This window comes from Pseudomonas sp. BS3767, assembly GCF_900099665.1.
Lineage (GTDB): Bacteria > Pseudomonadota > Gammaproteobacteria > Pseudomonadales > Pseudomonadaceae > Aquipseudomonas > Aquipseudomonas cerasi.
The window spans coordinates 263,425-278,618 of sequence record NZ_FNCX01000007.1 but is presented as its reverse complement, the minus strand read 5'-3'; the positions used below and the strand labels follow the sequence as shown (position 1 = coordinate 278,618).

The following is a 15,194-nucleotide window of genomic DNA, read 5'->3' as shown; positions in this document are numbered from 1 at the left end:
CAGTGTTACTCGCTGGCCTTGAAGGTCAGCTCGCCCTTGCGCCATTTGGCGGCCTTGCCGACCGCGCCTTTGAGAAGCTTGCTCATGCCGATCTGCAGTTGCTCTTGCGCAGCGAAGACCATGAATACGGTCTGACCTTCCTTGAACACGATACCGTGACCTTCGGGGACGTCGACGAAGGCATATTCGCCCAGCCCGTACACGGTGGTCTTGATTTCACGGAATTTCAATTCGAGCTTGCCGCCCTCGCGACTGGGCAGAACAGAAGCGCGGAAATGGTCGCCCACCTTGAGCTCAAGGCGAGGTTTATCGTCGACTACCAGTGCGGTTTCGGTGTCGATTTCAGCGATATAGATGCCTTCGGCTGATTGTTCGGTGATGTAGACAAAACGGGATTGGAACTGCTTGACCAACTGTGCACGGAGGTCGCCGAGCACGAACAAGGCATGGGTATCCAGATTACTTACAGCCAAAGTACAAACCCTCAAACATGAAATGAGGCTGCCTGATGTCAGGGCAGTCGAGAAAGTGATTCGTCCATAGACCGCTTCATGTGGCCGGAGATTTTCCGGCATGCTGCACGCAGAAGCGCAGACAGCGCCGCCGCAAACCTTGTGCAGGCGGGTGGCGGATTCTACCGGCTCATGGCAGCTACGGGATATATACCTTTTGTACACAGCAGTGTCGCAGCAGCGCTGATGCCCTGAAAATTGCAGTCAGCCCGGGCACGGCGCAAAGGCTGGACGGGTTCCAGCCTGCGTTGGGTGCATCCTGCGATAGCAGAAACATATCATTTATAGCCGTCGCAGAAAAAGCCATCTTTTCTCCACAGCCAAATGCATCGAACTCTTGCCTGTGCCCACCACTCCCATAAGAACTGATGAATACGGGGATATCCCCCGGCGAGGAGATGACATGGAACAGACTACAACTACCATCAACGACCTGTTCGCCCAATTGGCGCTGGATTCCGATGATGAAAGCATCGAAAAGTTTATCGCCAGCCATCCTTTGCCCGACGACGTCAAACTGATCGACGCAGAGTTCTGGACGCCGCGTCAGTCTGACTTTCTCAAGGAACAGCTGCACGAAGATGCCGAATGGGCGATGGTGGTCGACGAGCTGAACGTGCGTCTTCACAAAAAGCCCGAGTGAGCCACTCGGGCGTTGAGGCCTATTGCGGATAACCGGGCTGGCCGATATTGGGATGCAATATCCGGCCGCCTGGCTGGGGTGCGTGGACGAAAACAGCGTCGCCTAACGTACCTACTCTGCCGACCACTGCATTCCAATGCGCGGACTGATGGATGTAGCGCCAGCGCAGTAATGCCTCTTCATGACGGTCCAGGAGGTAAGGCCCGCCTCGCGCATAGTCGATCAACCGGGTAGAGATGTTCTCGAGTTCGGGAGGCAGCTGGAATTCAGGTGTCAGTGGCACCGGATTGAAAGGCACGCCCTCATCACACGCCAGTGTGTGCATGACCAGCAACGATACCCTCGACAGATGGCCAAATACCTGGCGGCTCATGCCCACTGCGGCAGCGACCGTACTCATGCCATTCAAGCTTTTCCTGCACGAATAACACTTGCTCTCGCATGCCTGAACCCTCAGCCAGGCCTGGCTGTCGAGCGGGTCGATCCAGTGATCGCGGTTCATCCGCTTTAACTCAGCCTGTGCCTCCTTCCAGCTCGGTGCCGCCTCGCAGGAGCTGTCACGGCTGACCACGCTGCTACGGGGGCGCGTGAGCAGTACGCTTTCTTCCATCTGTGGAGGATACCCCCCACCGATATCGGAATGTGCACCAGGCAGAACGATTTCTCTGGGCCACACGGGCAGGACGCTGTTCAACGCAAAGTTGCGCCGTGACTCATCGCGAGCCACCAGATGCAACACCTGCTGCGCACACCCCGGAGGCAGGTACAGATTGACCCTCCTGTTGCTCGCATCGCGGGTATTGCCCATGTCCTTGAAGCTGCCTATGGCCGCCACGGTGTCGAACAGACCGATAACCTTGAGCCGTACGCTGCCGTTGCTCCAGCTGAAACTGTCGCTCAACCTGACCTTGCGGCTTTCGAGTATCGGCTCGAGCATGCCCGAACGCTGCTTGAGGATTTCATTGACCAGATGCCTGGCCGACGCTGCACCTCGACTGAAGCCGAACACGTCCAGTTCCAGCGCGTCCAGCACACAGTCGGGGTTGTCGCGGGGGAACGCCTTCAATACCGATTCCAGCTTTTTGAATGCGTTTTCCACCTTGGATATCACGCCGGTGGCCCCGCGGCCAAAACTCTGCCCCGGCCATACCGAATCACGGCCACCGGAAGTAGTGCCGGCGCCACTTATATAGATCGGGTAATACACCTTCAGGCCTTCACCGTCATTTTCGGCAACAGGTTGCAGGCGGTAGATATCGACCAGTCTGGCTATATTGCTCGGATCATTACTGTAACTACTGCCAGGCTGAACATGACGACCCGCACACGCTTTAATGTGCTGCCCCGCATTGATCTCCATCAATGCCTGGCAGTCGGCACCGATCTGACTGTTGACCCGGTTATTTCCCGTCCCATCGAAGAAAATGCCTACCCGCGCCGTGACGCGGCGTGTCACCACATCTGAAAGGGCTGCTGACTGTTGGAAACTCCATTTATCGCTCATAACTTTTCCGTCCCTAGAGGCAAGCCAGGAAAAGGCCGCACTTAAATCAAAACGTAAATAACGTTGATTTAAACAGCTTGCTTAAAGACAGTGAGCAGTCAAGCCATGTTGCGCCTTTTCAGACCTTTCCTACGACTTCTATAGTCATGACTTTATTACTTATAAATAAAACCCTACACACACGCACTGATAACTTTCTGGTGCACTCTTTCAATGAAAACCAACTAACAGGCCAGCCCCGTTGCCAACCCGAATGATCGGTTACGCGTATCAACGGCCTTGCGGCCTGTACCCCAGGCGCAGACCACCCCAGTGTCGTCCGTTGACCATGATCGGCACGGACAGGTCGTGCATCAGTTCGCCGGTGTCTCGCGTGTAGGTTTGCAGCAGAACCGGCTGTTGGTGGCTGCCACAGCGAATGCCGGTACGGTCATCGAACTTGCGCTTGCTTCGATTACGCGCGTTATCCACCGTCGCATCACCCGTCAAAGGCTGGCTGAAGGCGTTGTTGTGCGTCGGCACATAGCCCTGTTGCGTACAGGCGATGGCAAATACCAGACCTTCATGGCGCGACAGCAGCGGTTCCTGCAGTGCGGGCAATACCTGATCGGTGTAACGGTCGAAACGCGTTGTAAAGCGGGTGGGCGAAGTATTGGCAACGGGTTTGTAATTGCGATCGAACAGGTCATCAAGGCTGACTCGCCCCTGTTCGATATCGGCCTCGAACTTTTCGCTGATCATGCGCGCGCCTTCACGAGCCAGGTCGTAAATGCGCTGGTGGTATTCATCCAGACCGACCTGCGCCAGGCGCTGGCTGATGGTCTCGGCCTGCCCCTCCATCTGCACTGCGGCCTTGGCCAGTTGCCGGGTCTGCTCATCGCTGACGGCAAGATCACTGCGCATATGCTCGACAGCGTCGAACAGGCTCGCCAATTGATCCTGATTGCTCCTCGCGCCCTGCGCGATTTCGCCGACCTGGCTTTCCAGCTCGACCGCAAGCCGGGCGATATTGCCCAGGTGCTCGCCGGTCAGCTCGACCTGCTCGACACCCACGTCCAGATCGGCCGACAGCTCGCGAATTTGCTCCACGACTTGTGCGGTGCGCTGCTGGATATCCGCCACCATCTGCCCAACCTCGCCCGTGGCACTGGCAGTGCGGCCGGCCAGACCACGGACTTCGTCGGCAACCACCGCAAAACCGCGTCCGTGCTCGCCAGCCCGCGCCGCTTCGATGGCGGCGTTGAGCGCCAGCAGGTTGGTCTGACTGGCAATCGATTGAATGACCAGCGTCACACGCTGGATCTCTTCGCTGCGCTGGCTGAGTGCCTCGATCAGCTCACGGCTGCCGACGGCACGCTTGCTCAGGTGGTGCATGCGCTCGATGGACTCATTCAGCACGCTGCTACCCGATTCGCTGCGCTGCCGCGCCTCGCTGGCAGCAACCAATGCCTGCTGGCTCAACTGGGCCGTCTGTTGCTCGGTGGCGATCATCTGCTCGGCACTGCTGACGATCTGTTCGGCAGCCCCCAGTTGCGATTGCACCTTGCCAGCCAGCCGACCAACGGAAAAGGCCACTTGGGCCGCGGACAGCGCGTTATGACTGGTGGTGCGCGACAGGTCGCGAGTCAGCAAGGCGATATCGCTGTCGCCCACCGCGCTGCCTGGCAGCACTTGCCTGCTGCGCACCAGGCGCGGCAACCAGACCACCAGCAGCGCCAAGGGAACGACGACATACAGCGACAGACCTGCAACGCTCATGGCGGCGAACAGCAGGCACAGGACCACGCTCTGCACCGCTGGCACCCACCACCTCGATGCAGCGTCGGGCGTATCGGCCAGCGGTAATCCGGCGGCCATGGATAGGTTCTCGGCCATGCTGCGTCACCCCGTCTGTCATTGTCGTTATGACACTATTAAACGCCAGATAACGGCCTTGTGCCATGCGCTGTTGGTCGTAGCGACCGAGCGATAGCGATCAACGCGTTTTCGACAAATCCCGGGCACAACAAAACCGGGAGGCAATTGCTTGCCTCCCGGTCTGGTCACTCAGTCGCTGTTGCCTGCGTATCAGGCCTGGCGCTGGTGCTTGTCGATCTGCTCGTGGCGCTCTTGCGCTTCGATGCAATACTTGGTGGTCGGGCTGATCAACAGGCGCTTGAGGCCGATTGGCTCGCCGCTGTCGTCGCACCAGCCGAAGGTGTCGTCGGCAATTCGCGAAAGGGCCATTTCCAACTGTGGCAGCATGCGCTGGTCGCGATCGATCACGTTGACCAGCCAGTGACGCTCTTCTTCGACTGAAGCGGCGTCAGCCGGGTCGGCAGGCGTGTCCAGGCTCTCGATCGCAATGCGGCTCTGCTCGATACGCTCATGGATCTCGACCTTCATGCCCTGCAACAGCTCGACGAAGAAAGCGTGCTGCTCGGCGTTCATGTAGTCATCGGCCGGCATGGCCAGCAACTTTTCCTTTGTCATTTATTTCTCTATAAAAAAACGTGCATTGAGGAGCGGCCTGACGTTGCCGTTCAAACCAATAATCTCCAAGCGCCACCTGGCACTCAATTTACGAGGGGCGGCAGTCTAAGGCCGGCTAGCGGGCTCGGCAACACAATTGAAGGATTTTTGTACAGCGAATACCGTAAAACCCTTGAAATGCGGGCGAAAGACCTGACCAGCAGGTTGCTTGATGAGGCTCTGACCCACTGACAGCGAATCGGTTCCTGCAAACTCCAACGCACAAAAGGGCCTTGAAAGGCCCTTTGCTGCAGGTGATTGAATCAGCGCTTGGTCTTGCGCTTGTTGCGATATTGATCGATTACCACGGCCACGACAATGATCAAGCCTTTGATAATGTCCTGAACATAGGCGTCCACACCGACAAAGGTGAAACCGCTGGCCATCACGCCGAGGATCAGCGCACCGATCACCGTACCGGTGATCCGCCCGACCCCTCCGGAAAGGCTGGTGCCACCGATGACCGCAGCGGCAATCGCGTCCAGCTCGTAGGACATGCCCATCCCGGCCTGCCCGGTTGCCGCCCGCGCCGAGGCAACCACACCCGCCAGCCCGGCCAGCAGCCCGGCGATGCTGTAGACAATCACCAGATGGCGCTTGACGTTGATGCCCGAAGTACGTGCCGCCTGCATGTTGCCGCCAATGGCGTAGGTGTATTTGCCGTACTTGGTGTAACGCAGGGCAATATGAAAGATGACCGCCACCACCAGAAAGATGATCACCGGCATCGCGCCCTGGCCGATGGCCGTGTACGAGTCGGAGAGCATGCTCACCGGCTGACCTTCGGTATAGAAGCGTGCCAGACCGCGCGCAGAGACCATCATGCCCAGCGTGGCAATGAACGGCGGAATGCCGGTTATGGCAATGATGCTGCCATTGATGGCGCCCGCCAGCAGCCCGACCCCGAGACCGACAACGACCGGAATCCACACCGGCAGGTCGGTCAGCGACGGGAACACCGCCCGGGAGAAGTCGGAGGTTTGTGCCAGGCTCGCGGCAATCATCGCTGAAAGTGCAAGTACCGAGCCCGACGAGAGATCGATGCCTGTAGTGATGATCACCTGAGTCACGCCAATGGCCAGCAAGCCGATGATCGACACCTGCAGGATCATCAGTACCAGACGCTGGGAATTGAGCAGGAAGCTCTGATCGCGGACGATCCAGCCGAACAGTTCAAAGATCAGGCCGATGCCGATCAGCACCAGAAAGATGCTCAGTTCGGTGGGCAGCCGCCGTTTGCTTCGGGTCGGCGTCATGGCCGGTTTATTTTGCAGAATCGCGTCGCTCATGTTCGTTTCCTCTTGTTCTTCTTCTACCGAGCCCTGTAGTGCGAACTCAATGAACCTTGTGGCCGGAGGCCAGATGCATGACTTTTTCCTGGGTCGCTTCGCCACGATCGAGGATGCCCATCATTTCGCCTTCGTGCATGACCATGACCCGGTCACTCATGCCAAGCACTTCCGGCAGCTCCGAAGAAATCATGATGACCGCCATGCCTTCACTGGCCAGCAGGGAGATCAGGCGGTAGATTTCCACCTTGGCCCCCACGTCGATACCGCGTGTGGGTTCATCCAGAATCAGCACCCTGGGGTTGGTCATCAGCCAGCGCGCGAGCAGTGCCTTCTGCTGGTTACCACCGGATAATGTGTCGATGCACTGCTCCAGCGACGGCGTCTTGACCCGAAGCTTTTTGCACATGTCTTCGCACAGTGCGCGCAAGGCCTTCTGTTGCACGAAACCGTTACCGGCATAGTTGGCCAGCACAGCCATCTCCATGTTTTCCATCACTGACAGGCATGGAAACAGGCCGGTCAATTTGCGGTCCTCCGTGAGCAGCGCAAAACCCAGTTCAATCGCCTGATGCGGATCGCCGATGTGCACCGTCTTGCCATCGAAGCGCACCTCGCCGCTGTCGCTGGGGGTTATGCCGAACAGGGTCTCGGCGACATTGGTGCGCCCGGACCCCATCAGCCCGGCAATGCCAAGCACCTCCCCGGCACGCAGGTCGAAGCTCACGTCCTTGAAAATGCCGTTCAGGCTCAGTTGATTGACGGACAGCAGTACGTCGCCTGCCGGTTTTTCCCGCTCGGGGAACAGCTGGGTCAGTTCACGGCCCACCATCATGGTGATCAGGCTGTCACCGTCCATGCTTTCGGCGCGCTGCAGGCCGATATAGGCGCCGTCGCGGAACACCGCCACTTCGTCGGCAATTTCGAAAACTTCGTTCATCTTGTGGGTGATATAAATGATGCCTTTGCCCTGGGCACGCAGGTCGCTGATGATCGAGAACAGGTGAGCGACTTCGGTTTCGGTGATCGCCGAGGTCGGTTCGTCCATGATCAGCACGTCCGAGTCGTATGACACGGCCTTGGCGATCTCCACCATCTGCCGCTCGGCAATGCTCAGCGTGCCGACCAGCTCCTCGGGATCGAGCTTGATGCGCAGACGCTCCAGCAGTTCGGCAGTGCAGCGGTGCATCTCGCGGTGATCGACCATGTGCAGGCCGTTGAGCTGTTCGCGACCGATCCAGATGTTCTCGGCAATGCTCATGAACGGCATCAGGTTCAGTTCCTGATGGATCATGGCGATACCCGCCTGCAACGCTGACAGAGGCGTATCGAAGCGGACCGGCTTGCCACGCAGGCGGATTTCGCCCGAGTCCGGCTGATAGATGCCCGCAATGATTTTCATCAGGGTCGATTTTCCGGCTCCGTTCTCGCCCATCAGCGCCAGCACGCTGCCAGGGCGAACGCGCAATTGCACATCATTGAGCGCAATGACGCCGGGGAAGCCCTTGCTGACATGGCTGATTTCCAGCAGATACGGGGCCTGGGCATCAGGCGCCCCTCCGCCCCCGTCGCCGGACGGCAGATCGCGTTGCGCGGGCGGATTGGCAGTAGCAGAACCGAACATGATCACAACTCCTCAAGCGGCAGGCTGCGGGAGCACATTGGCATGCCCTCCCAGGCCTGGCGATCGTTGTTATTTGAAGGTGGCGACGTTTTCAGGGGTGATCAGGCGATAAGGAATGATGATCGCCTGGGGCTCGACCTTCTCCTTCCTGGCCAGTTTCACCGCAGCATCGATCGCCCCGTCGGCCTGTCCTTTCGCGTCCTGATAGACCGATACGGCCAGATCGCCCTTGGTCACGGCGTTGAGCCCGTCCGGTGTACCGTCGACACCGGCAACGAAAACGCTGCCTTTATCCACGCCTGCCTGCTTCAGCGCCATCGCCGCGCCAATGGCCATTTCATCGTTGTTGGCCAGCACCGCGTTGAATTTTCGGCCCTGGGTAAGCCAGTCGTTGGTCAGGTCCATGCCCTTCTGGCGCAGCCAGGTGCCGGTCTGCTCCTGGTCTATCTTGATGTCCGGGTACTTGGCCAACACCTCTTTGACGCCCTTGGTGCGGTTTTGCGTGGAGTTGTTGGCCAGGTCACCCAGAAGAATCATGACGCTGCCCTTGCCCTTCATTTTGTCGGCGATGTATTGCGCCTGAAGTCGGCCGGCCTCCATGTCATCCGACGTCACTGTGGCGACGCCCGCAGGCAGTTTCGGATCGTCGGGGCGGCGGTTGACGTAGACCAGCGGGATACCGGCGGCGACCGCTTCCTTGGTGATCCGCGCAGTAGCGGCGGTGTCGACCGGATTGACGATCAGGGCGTCGACTTTCTTGTTGATCAGGTCCTTGACCTGATCGAGCTGCTTGTTGACATCCGCGCGGGCATCGACGAACTGCAGGTCCACTTTCTCGGTCGTGGACATGACTTTGGCCTTGGCATTCATGTCGTCACGCAGGTAGGTCAGCCAGGTGTCATCGAACTGCGACATGGCCACACCAATCTTGATATCGGCCAAAGCTGCACCGCTGCCCACCATCAGCGCCATCGCCAATGAGGTCAAAGCAATCTTGGTCTTCATGAGGATCTGTCTCCAAATTATTGTTGTTGTTCGGATGCAGCGAATCAGCGTGACAGGCGGATCCCGGTGGCACCGGGAATGCAGAACAGTTGCGCATCCTTGTGGCGCACGCACAGGCTCAGGGCGACGACGGTGAGAAATCGCTCCAGGGTCCGGATCCAGAATGACGAGGTGGCAGAACGCTTGGCGGTGACGCCAGAGGTAGGGGTTTTCATCGACAGTACCTATCTTTTGTTTTGTTTTTGTCGGGCTTGCTTCTCGTGCTTTGAAAAACCTTCAAAACGCGAGGGATTCGATAGTCGGCAACCTGAAAACGACTCTATTGGAAAATATTTTCCAATTCAACTGATTTTAGAATTTTATTCCATTTCATTTTATTCGGTTACAGAGACGACAAAGCCCGACGCATGGCAAGCGTCAGGCTCTCTTCGATAACGGGCCACTGGATGCGCTGCAGCGCGCAATGGCTACAGCACCACAACGCGCCCTTCTCTGGCACTCAGGCGCGCGGCATCCATGATTTGCGCCGAGGCTATCGCGTCATGCGGATTGACTGGATTAATACCCTGCTCGTCAACCGCGCTTTGCAACTGGCGGTAGAACTCCAGCCAGCAACCACGCTCCGACGGCACACGCTCGCGATGCTCGCCCTGCTCGAACCAGCCCCAGCGCCGATGCTCCTCGACACCCCAGCGCTCGCCCTCGGACCTTGGCGTAAGCCCGGCAAAGGCGGCCTCTTCCTGGCCATCCAGCCCGTCGACGCTGTAACAACCCTTCGCTCCACTGACCCTGAAACGCGGCTTGGCAGTGTTTTGCAGGCAGCTGCCGGACAGGTGTGAGGTCACGCCGCCGGCATGGCGCAGGGAAACGAAGAACGTGTGATCCAGTTCGTCGTGCGGCGCAGCGAATTGCAGTTCCGCATACACCCGTTCGACCGGGCCGAACAGCACCAGCGCCTGATCCACCAGATGACTGCCCAGGTCACGCAGCACGCCACCGCCGCTGGCCTTGCCGACAGACCGTGGCGAATAACGCTCGATGCTGGACTCGAACCGGCTGACCGCGCCCAGTGCCTCGCTGTCGAGCAACTTGCGCACAGTGAGGAAGTCCGAATCCCAGCGGCGGTTCTGATAAACGCTGAGCAGCACGCCACGACGCTCGGCCGCGTCCACCAGCTCGCGCGCCTGGGCTGCATCACTGGCGAAGGGTTTGTCGCTGACGACCCCGACGCCCAGCTCTATCGCTTCGAGGATCAACGCTCGTCGCGAGGCCAGCGGTGTGGAAATCACCACCACATCAACCCCGGCAGCGACCAGATCGGCCAGCGTATCGAAGGTCGCCACGCCGGGAAGGTCTTTGGCCACTTCCTGCTTGCGCTCTTCGGAGCGTGTGACGACGCCCACAAACGTGGCACCCGGCAAACTTGAAATCAGCGTCGCATGAAAGTAACGCCCTCCCTTTCCGTAGCCTACCAATCCTGCTCGCATGCATGTCTCCTGTATGTGTCGGGCGTCAGCCGTAGAAAGCCGGACGCATTTCCAGTGTGACAGGGACGATCGCCCCGCTGTTCTGCGCCAGAATACAGGCATCGGCGGCCACGGCGGCTGCATAACCATCCCAGGCGGAAGGCCCGAAGATCGTCCCCGCCTTCACCCCGTCGATGAAATCCTGCAGTTCAACGTCATAGGCAGCGATGAAGCGGTCCTTCCAGTCCATAAGGATTTCGTTCGACAGCTTGGCTTCACTGCGCAGTTGTACCTGTGACGGCTCGGGCAACCTGGCGATGCCGCTCTCGCCCACCACTTCACACTGGATGTCGTAACCGTACTGACAGTTGACGAAGACCTCAACGTCGATGCGTGTACCGCGTGCCGTTTCCAACATCACGATCTGCGGGTCTTTCATGTGTGCCAGAGCCTTGCTGGTCTTGCGCGGGAAGACTACCTGCACCGACACGTAGTCATCGTTGAGCAGCCAGCGCAGTACATTGAGTTCGTGAATCAGCGTGTCGGTGATAGCCATGTCGGTCTTGTAGTTCTCGCCCACACGCGGGTTGCGGTGCGCACAATGCAGCATCAGCGGCTCACCTATCCGGCCGCTGTCGATCACCGATTTAAGGGCGCGATAGCCCTGATCATAAGGGCGCATGAACCCCACCTGCACCAGACGCCTGCCACTGGCGATCTCGGCTTCGACAATGTGCCGGCAGCCCTCGGCAGTGACTGCCAGCGGCTTTTCGCAGAACACCGGTTTGCCCGCAGCGATGGCAGCCAGCACGAACTCTTCGTGACTGGGCCCCCAGGAGCAGACCAGAACCGCCTCGACGTCCGCCGCGGCGATCAGTGCGTGCCCGTCGGCATACACTTCGGCACCGATGTCCAGCTCGCGCACGACCTTCGCTGCCTGCTCGAGATTGATGTCGGTGACGGCCACCACCTGACTGCCGACCAGCGTCTTGCTGCAACGCCGGATATGATCCTGACCGATTGCGCCTGTGCCGATCACGCCGAGTTTCAATGCCATGTTCATGTTCCTTTTTTTATTAGGTATTCCCGGGAAGGGAGTCATGGAGTCCGAACGAGAAAACGATCAGTACTGACGCGCCTTGGCCAGCTCGCGACTGAGTTTTTCGTACACCTGCGCTGTGGTGCCGGTGGTCGACACTTCGGCAACCCCGACACGCCACCAGGACAGGTAGTTGTGGATCATGGTCTTGGGCAGGACCTTGATGTCGATCAGGGTCGAGACTGTCTGCTGTTGCGCATCGGCCAGTGCATCGCGCAGCTGTTCGGCGGTGCTGACCTTGTAGGTCTTGCAGCCGTACGCGGCAGCGCTCATGGCGAAATCCACCGGCACAAAGTCGCCATCCAGCTTGCCGGTTTGCGGGTTACGGAAACGGAACTCGGTACCGAAGCTGTTCATGCCGTTGCCCATTTGCAGGTTGTTGATGCAGCCGAAGGTCATGTTGTCGAGCAACACCACGTTGATCTTGCGCCGCTCCTGGATAGAGGTCGCCAGCTCCGAATGGAGCATCATGTAAGAGCCGTCGCCGACCAGTGCAAAGACTTCGCGGTGCGGCGCTGCGAGTTTCACGCCCAGTGCGGCGTTAACCTCATAGCCCATGCAGGAATAGCCGTATTCGACGTGATAGGTGTCGACCCCGGTGCTGCGCCAGGCGCGCTGCAGGTCACCCGGCAGGCTGCCTGCCGCCGCGACGATCACCGCGTCGTCAGGCACGCTCTGATTGAGGATGCCCAGCACGCCGCTCTGGGTCAGGCACGAGCCGGTCAGCTCGATGAATTCGCGCAACACGGCCGGGTCCAGGTGATCGTTGATTTCCGGGACAAAATCCTCGCTCTGATACTCGACCGCGTACAGGCGATCCACCTCGGCCTCCAGCTCGGCACGCGCGATCTTTGGCGCATCGCCCCAGGCCGCACGATAGCCGCTGGCTTGAAGGCTTTCGGTCAGCGCCTGCAAAGCCACCTGTGCATCGGCCAGCAACTGCACGCCGTCCAGCTTCTGCACATCGAAAGCACCGACATTGAGGTTGAGAAACTGCACATCCGGGTTCTGGAACAGCCATTTCGACGCAGTGGTGAAGTCGCTATAGCGGGTACCGACACCAATAATCAGGTCCGCCTCTTTTGCCAGCCGATTGGCCGCCAGCGTACCGGTTTCGCCGATGCCGCCCATGTTCAATGGGTGTGCCGAAACGATGGCACTCTTGCCGGCCTGGGTTTCGGCGAACGGGATATCGAAGCGCTCGGCAAAGGTTTGCAAGGCATCCGCCGCGCCGGAGTAACGCACCCCGCCGCCGCAGATCAGCAACGGCTTGCGCTTGCCTGCCAGCAGGTGCAACGCATCATCGAGCATGGCCTGGCTCGGTGGGCGACGGTCGATACGGTGCACACGTTTTTGCAGGAAACTGTCCGGATAATCGTAGGCCTCGGCCTGCACATCCTGAGGCAGCGCCAGCGTGACTGCGCCCGTATCGGCCGGATCGGTCAATACGCGCATGGCATTGAGCGCAGCGCTCATCAACTGCTCGGGACGGTTGATGCGATCCCAGTATTTGCTCACCGCCTTGAACGCATCGTTGGTGCTGATGCTCAGGTCGTGAAACTGCTCGATCTGCTGCAGCACCGGATCGGGCTGGCGGCTGGCGTAGACATCACCCGGCAACAGCAGCAGCGGGATGCGATTGGCCGAAGCCGTTGCCGCAGCAGTGACCATGTTCGCCGCGCCTGGCCCGACCGAAGAGCTGCACGCGTAGATCTTGCGCCGCAGGTGCTGCTTGGCAAAACCGATGGCGGCGTGGCACATGCCCTGCTCGTTACGGCCCTGATGGACCACCAGGTCGCCGCTGTCCTGCTCCAGCGCCTGACCGAGACCCAACACGTTGCCATGCCCGAAAATGGTGAAGACACCCGCGACGAATTTGCTTTGCACGCCGTCGACTTCGACGTACTGGTTATCGAGAAACTTCACCAGAGCCTGGGCCATGGTCAGTCGGGTTGTACTCATGCTCACACCTTATTGTTGTTTGAGGTGGAAAGTGTTGCGATGCGTTGCCGCGAATTATTTGGCAGTCGGCATACTGAACTCGGGGCCTTTGGCGATGCTGTCCGGCCAGCGTTGCATGACGCTTTTGTAGCGGCTGTAAAAACGCAGGCCTTCTTCGCCATAGGCATGGTGATCGCCAAACAGCGACCGCTTCCAGCCGCCAAACGAATGCCAGGCCATGGGTACCGGGATCGGCACGTTAATGCCGACCATGCCGACCTTGATGCTGCGAGCGAACGCGCGGGCCACGCCGCCATCGCTGGTGAAGCACGACACACCATTGCCGAACTCGTGGGCGTTGATCAGCGCCACGGCGCTGGCAAAATCCGCGACGTGGACGATGCCCAGCACCGGGCCGAAGATTTCTTCCTTGTAGATCTGCATCTGCGGCGTGACGTGGTCGAACAGCGTCGCGCCGACGAAAAAGCCCTGCTCGGCACCCGGCACCTTGAAGTTGCGCCCATCGACGAGCAGCCTGGCGCCCTCTTTGACGCCCTGATCGATGAAACCCTCGACCTTGGCCTTGTGCACGGCGGTGACCAGCGGCCCCATGTCCGAATCGGCCTGCATGCCGTTGCCGACCTTGAGCTGGTCGATGCGCGGCAGCAGCTTGTCGATAAGACGCTGGCCGACATCGCCGACCACCACGGCAATCGAGATCGCCATGCAGCGCTCTCCGGCCGAGCCATAAGCCGCCCCGATCAGGGCGTCGGCGGCCTGATCCAGATCAGCATCGGGCATCACGATCATATGGTTCTTGGCGCCGCCCAGTGCTTGCACGCGCTTGCCATGGGCAGTGCCTTGCTGATGGATGTACTCGGCGATCGGGGTCGAGCCGACGAAGGAAATGGCCTCGATGTCAGGGTGTTGCAGCAACGCATCGACCGCCACCTTGTCACCCTGCACCACATTGAAGACGCCATCGGGCAGACCGGCTTCCTTGAGCAGGCGCGCCATCAGCAGGCTGGCCGATGGATCGCGCTCGGAAGGTTTGAGGATGAAGCAGTTACCGGTCACCAGCGCCATGGGAATCATCCACAAGGGCACCATGACCGGAAAGTTGAACGGCGTAACCCCGGCGCAGACGCCCAGTGGCTGACGCAGGTTCCAATTATCGATACCACCGCCGATGTTGTCGCTGAAATCGCTCTTCAGAAGACTGGGGGCACCGCAGGCAAATTCGACGATCTCGATACCGCGCACCACCTCTCCGCGCGCGTCGGACAACACTTTGCCGTGCTCGCGGCAAATGATCTGCGCCAGTTCGTCATGGTGCTGGTCCAGCAGTTCCTTGAACTTGAACATCACCCGCGCCCGGCGCAGCGAGGACTGCTCGGCCCAGGCCGGAAACGCCGCCTTGGCAGCCGCAACCGCTTCATCCACAGTCTTCACGCTGGCCAGCGCAACACGCGCCTGGACCGTGCCGATTGCCGGGTTGAAGACATCGCTGTAACGCTCACCCTCGCCATTGTTCAGGTGTCCGTTGATGTAGTGGCCGATCACCGGTGACTCGTTCATCTCATGCCTCCAGAACACAAAT

Annotated in this window: 13 protein-coding genes; 1 reads left to right on the top strand and 12 read right to left on the bottom strand. The window is 59.4% G+C overall.

Annotated features, from left to right (window positions below; translation table 11 throughout):
• Positions 1-5: 5 nt before the first annotated feature.
• Complete coding sequence (locus BLR16_RS20405) at positions 6-473, bottom strand: hypothetical protein (RefSeq protein WP_003370542.1); 468 nt, start codon at positions 471-473, stop codon at positions 6-8.
• A gap of 442 nt (positions 474-915) precedes the next feature.
• Between BLR16_RS20405 and BLR16_RS20400 the strand changes: the two genes are divergently transcribed.
• Entirely contained in the window at positions 916-1,155 is a 240-nt protein-coding gene (locus tag BLR16_RS20400) for a DUF2789 domain-containing protein (protein ID WP_003315766.1), read from the top strand.
• Between the two features lie 19 nt (positions 1,156-1,174).
• Here the strand turns inward: BLR16_RS20400 and BLR16_RS20395 are convergent, their stop codons facing one another.
• The 11 genes from BLR16_RS20395 to BLR16_RS20345 form a co-directional block, all read right to left on the bottom strand.
• On the bottom strand, positions 1,175-2,659 hold the full coding sequence (locus tag BLR16_RS20395; protein ID WP_074808802.1) for a phospholipase effector Tle1 domain-containing protein: 1,485 nt from the start codon (positions 2,657-2,659) through the stop codon (positions 1,175-1,177).
• Positions 2,660-2,929: 270 nt separating this feature from the next.
• Positions 2,930-4,534, bottom strand: coding sequence for a methyl-accepting chemotaxis protein (locus tag BLR16_RS20390; RefSeq protein ID WP_032609937.1), 1,605 nt, complete (start codon positions 4,532-4,534; stop codon positions 2,930-2,932).
• 192 nt (positions 4,535-4,726) lie between these two features.
• Complete coding sequence (locus BLR16_RS20385; protein WP_002554078.1) at positions 4,727-5,131, bottom strand: TraR/DksA family transcriptional regulator; 405 nt, start codon at positions 5,129-5,131, stop codon at positions 4,727-4,729.
• Positions 5,132-5,433: 302 nt separating this feature from the next.
• A complete protein-coding gene (locus BLR16_RS20380; RefSeq protein WP_003370536.1) occupies positions 5,434-6,459 on the bottom strand; it encodes an ABC transporter permease in 1,026 nt (341 codons plus the stop codon).
• A 46-nt stretch (positions 6,460-6,505) separates the two neighbouring features.
• The gene (locus tag BLR16_RS20375) at positions 6,506-8,083 is read right to left on the bottom strand and encodes a sugar ABC transporter ATP-binding protein (protein WP_003370535.1); all 1,578 of its coding nucleotides are present in this window, start codon (positions 8,081-8,083) and stop codon (positions 6,506-6,508) included.
• A gap of 69 nt (positions 8,084-8,152) precedes the next feature.
• On the bottom strand, positions 8,153-9,088 hold the full coding sequence (locus BLR16_RS20370; RefSeq protein ID WP_003370534.1) for a sugar ABC transporter substrate-binding protein: 936 nt from the start codon (positions 9,086-9,088) through the stop codon (positions 8,153-8,155).
• A 44-nt stretch (positions 9,089-9,132) separates the two neighbouring features.
• Positions 9,133-9,303, bottom strand: a complete 171-nt coding sequence (locus tag BLR16_RS28650) for a hypothetical protein (protein ID WP_003370533.1) — start codon at positions 9,301-9,303, stop codon at positions 9,133-9,135.
• Between the two features lie 252 nt (positions 9,304-9,555).
• Positions 9,556-10,575 carry a Gfo/Idh/MocA family protein gene (locus tag BLR16_RS20360; RefSeq protein ID WP_054081627.1) on the bottom strand — a complete coding sequence of 340 codons (1,020 nt, stop codon included), beginning with the start codon at positions 10,573-10,575 and terminating at the stop codon, positions 9,556-9,558.
• A gap of 25 nt (positions 10,576-10,600) precedes the next feature.
• Entirely contained in the window at positions 10,601-11,611 is a 1,011-nt protein-coding gene (locus BLR16_RS20355; RefSeq protein WP_003370531.1) for a bifunctional inositol 2-dehydrogenase/D-chiro-inositol 1-dehydrogenase, read from the bottom strand.
• A gap of 66 nt (positions 11,612-11,677) precedes the next feature.
• Entirely contained in the window at positions 11,678-13,615 is a 1,938-nt protein-coding gene (gene iolD / locus BLR16_RS20350) for a 3D-(3,5/4)-trihydroxycyclohexane-1,2-dione acylhydrolase (decyclizing) (protein ID WP_003436389.1), read from the bottom strand.
• Positions 13,616-13,669: 54 nt separating this feature from the next.
• Positions 13,670-15,172, bottom strand: coding sequence for a CoA-acylating methylmalonate-semialdehyde dehydrogenase (locus BLR16_RS20345; protein ID WP_003370525.1), 1,503 nt, complete (start codon positions 15,170-15,172; stop codon positions 13,670-13,672).
• Between the last annotated feature and the right edge of the window lie 22 nt (positions 15,173-15,194).

What these genes read in the sequence shown, in the direction of transcription:
- BLR16_RS20385 (WP_002554078.1), bottom strand. Translation starts at nt 5,131, where the DNA reads ATGACAAAGGAAAAGTTGCTGGCCATGCCGGCCGATGACTACATGAAC.
- BLR16_RS20345 (WP_003370525.1), bottom strand. Translation starts at nt 15,172, where the DNA reads ATGAACGAGTCACCGGTGATCGGCCACTACATCAACGGACACCTGAAC.
- BLR16_RS28650 (WP_003370533.1), bottom strand. Translation starts at nt 9,303, where the DNA reads ATGAAAACCCCTACCTCTGGCGTCACCGCCAAGCGTTCTGCCACCTCG.
- BLR16_RS20360 (WP_054081627.1), bottom strand. Translation starts at nt 10,575, where the DNA reads ATGCGAGCAGGATTGGTAGGCTACGGAAAGGGAGGGCGTTACTTTCAT.
- BLR16_RS20375 (WP_003370535.1), bottom strand. Translation starts at nt 8,083, where the DNA reads ATGTTCGGTTCTGCTACTGCCAATCCGCCCGCGCAACGCGATCTGCCG.
- BLR16_RS20370 (WP_003370534.1), bottom strand. Translation starts at nt 9,088, where the DNA reads ATGAAGACCAAGATTGCTTTGACCTCATTGGCGATGGCGCTGATGGTG.
- BLR16_RS20355 (WP_003370531.1), bottom strand. Translation starts at nt 11,611, where the DNA reads ATGGCATTGAAACTCGGCGTGATCGGCACAGGCGCAATCGGTCAGGAT.
- BLR16_RS20400 (WP_003315766.1), top strand. Translation starts at nt 916, where the DNA reads ATGGAACAGACTACAACTACCATCAACGACCTGTTCGCCCAATTGGCG.
- iolD (WP_003436389.1), bottom strand. Translation starts at nt 13,615, where the DNA reads ATGAGTACAACCCGACTGACCATGGCCCAGGCTCTGGTGAAGTTTCTC.
- BLR16_RS20395 (WP_074808802.1), bottom strand. Translation starts at nt 2,659, where the DNA reads ATGAGCGATAAATGGAGTTTCCAACAGTCAGCAGCCCTTTCAGATGTG.
- BLR16_RS20390 (WP_032609937.1), bottom strand. Translation starts at nt 4,534, where the DNA reads ATGGCCGAGAACCTATCCATGGCCGCCGGATTACCGCTGGCCGATACG.
- BLR16_RS20380 (WP_003370536.1), bottom strand. Translation starts at nt 6,459, where the DNA reads ATGAGCGACGCGATTCTGCAAAATAAACCGGCCATGACGCCGACCCGA.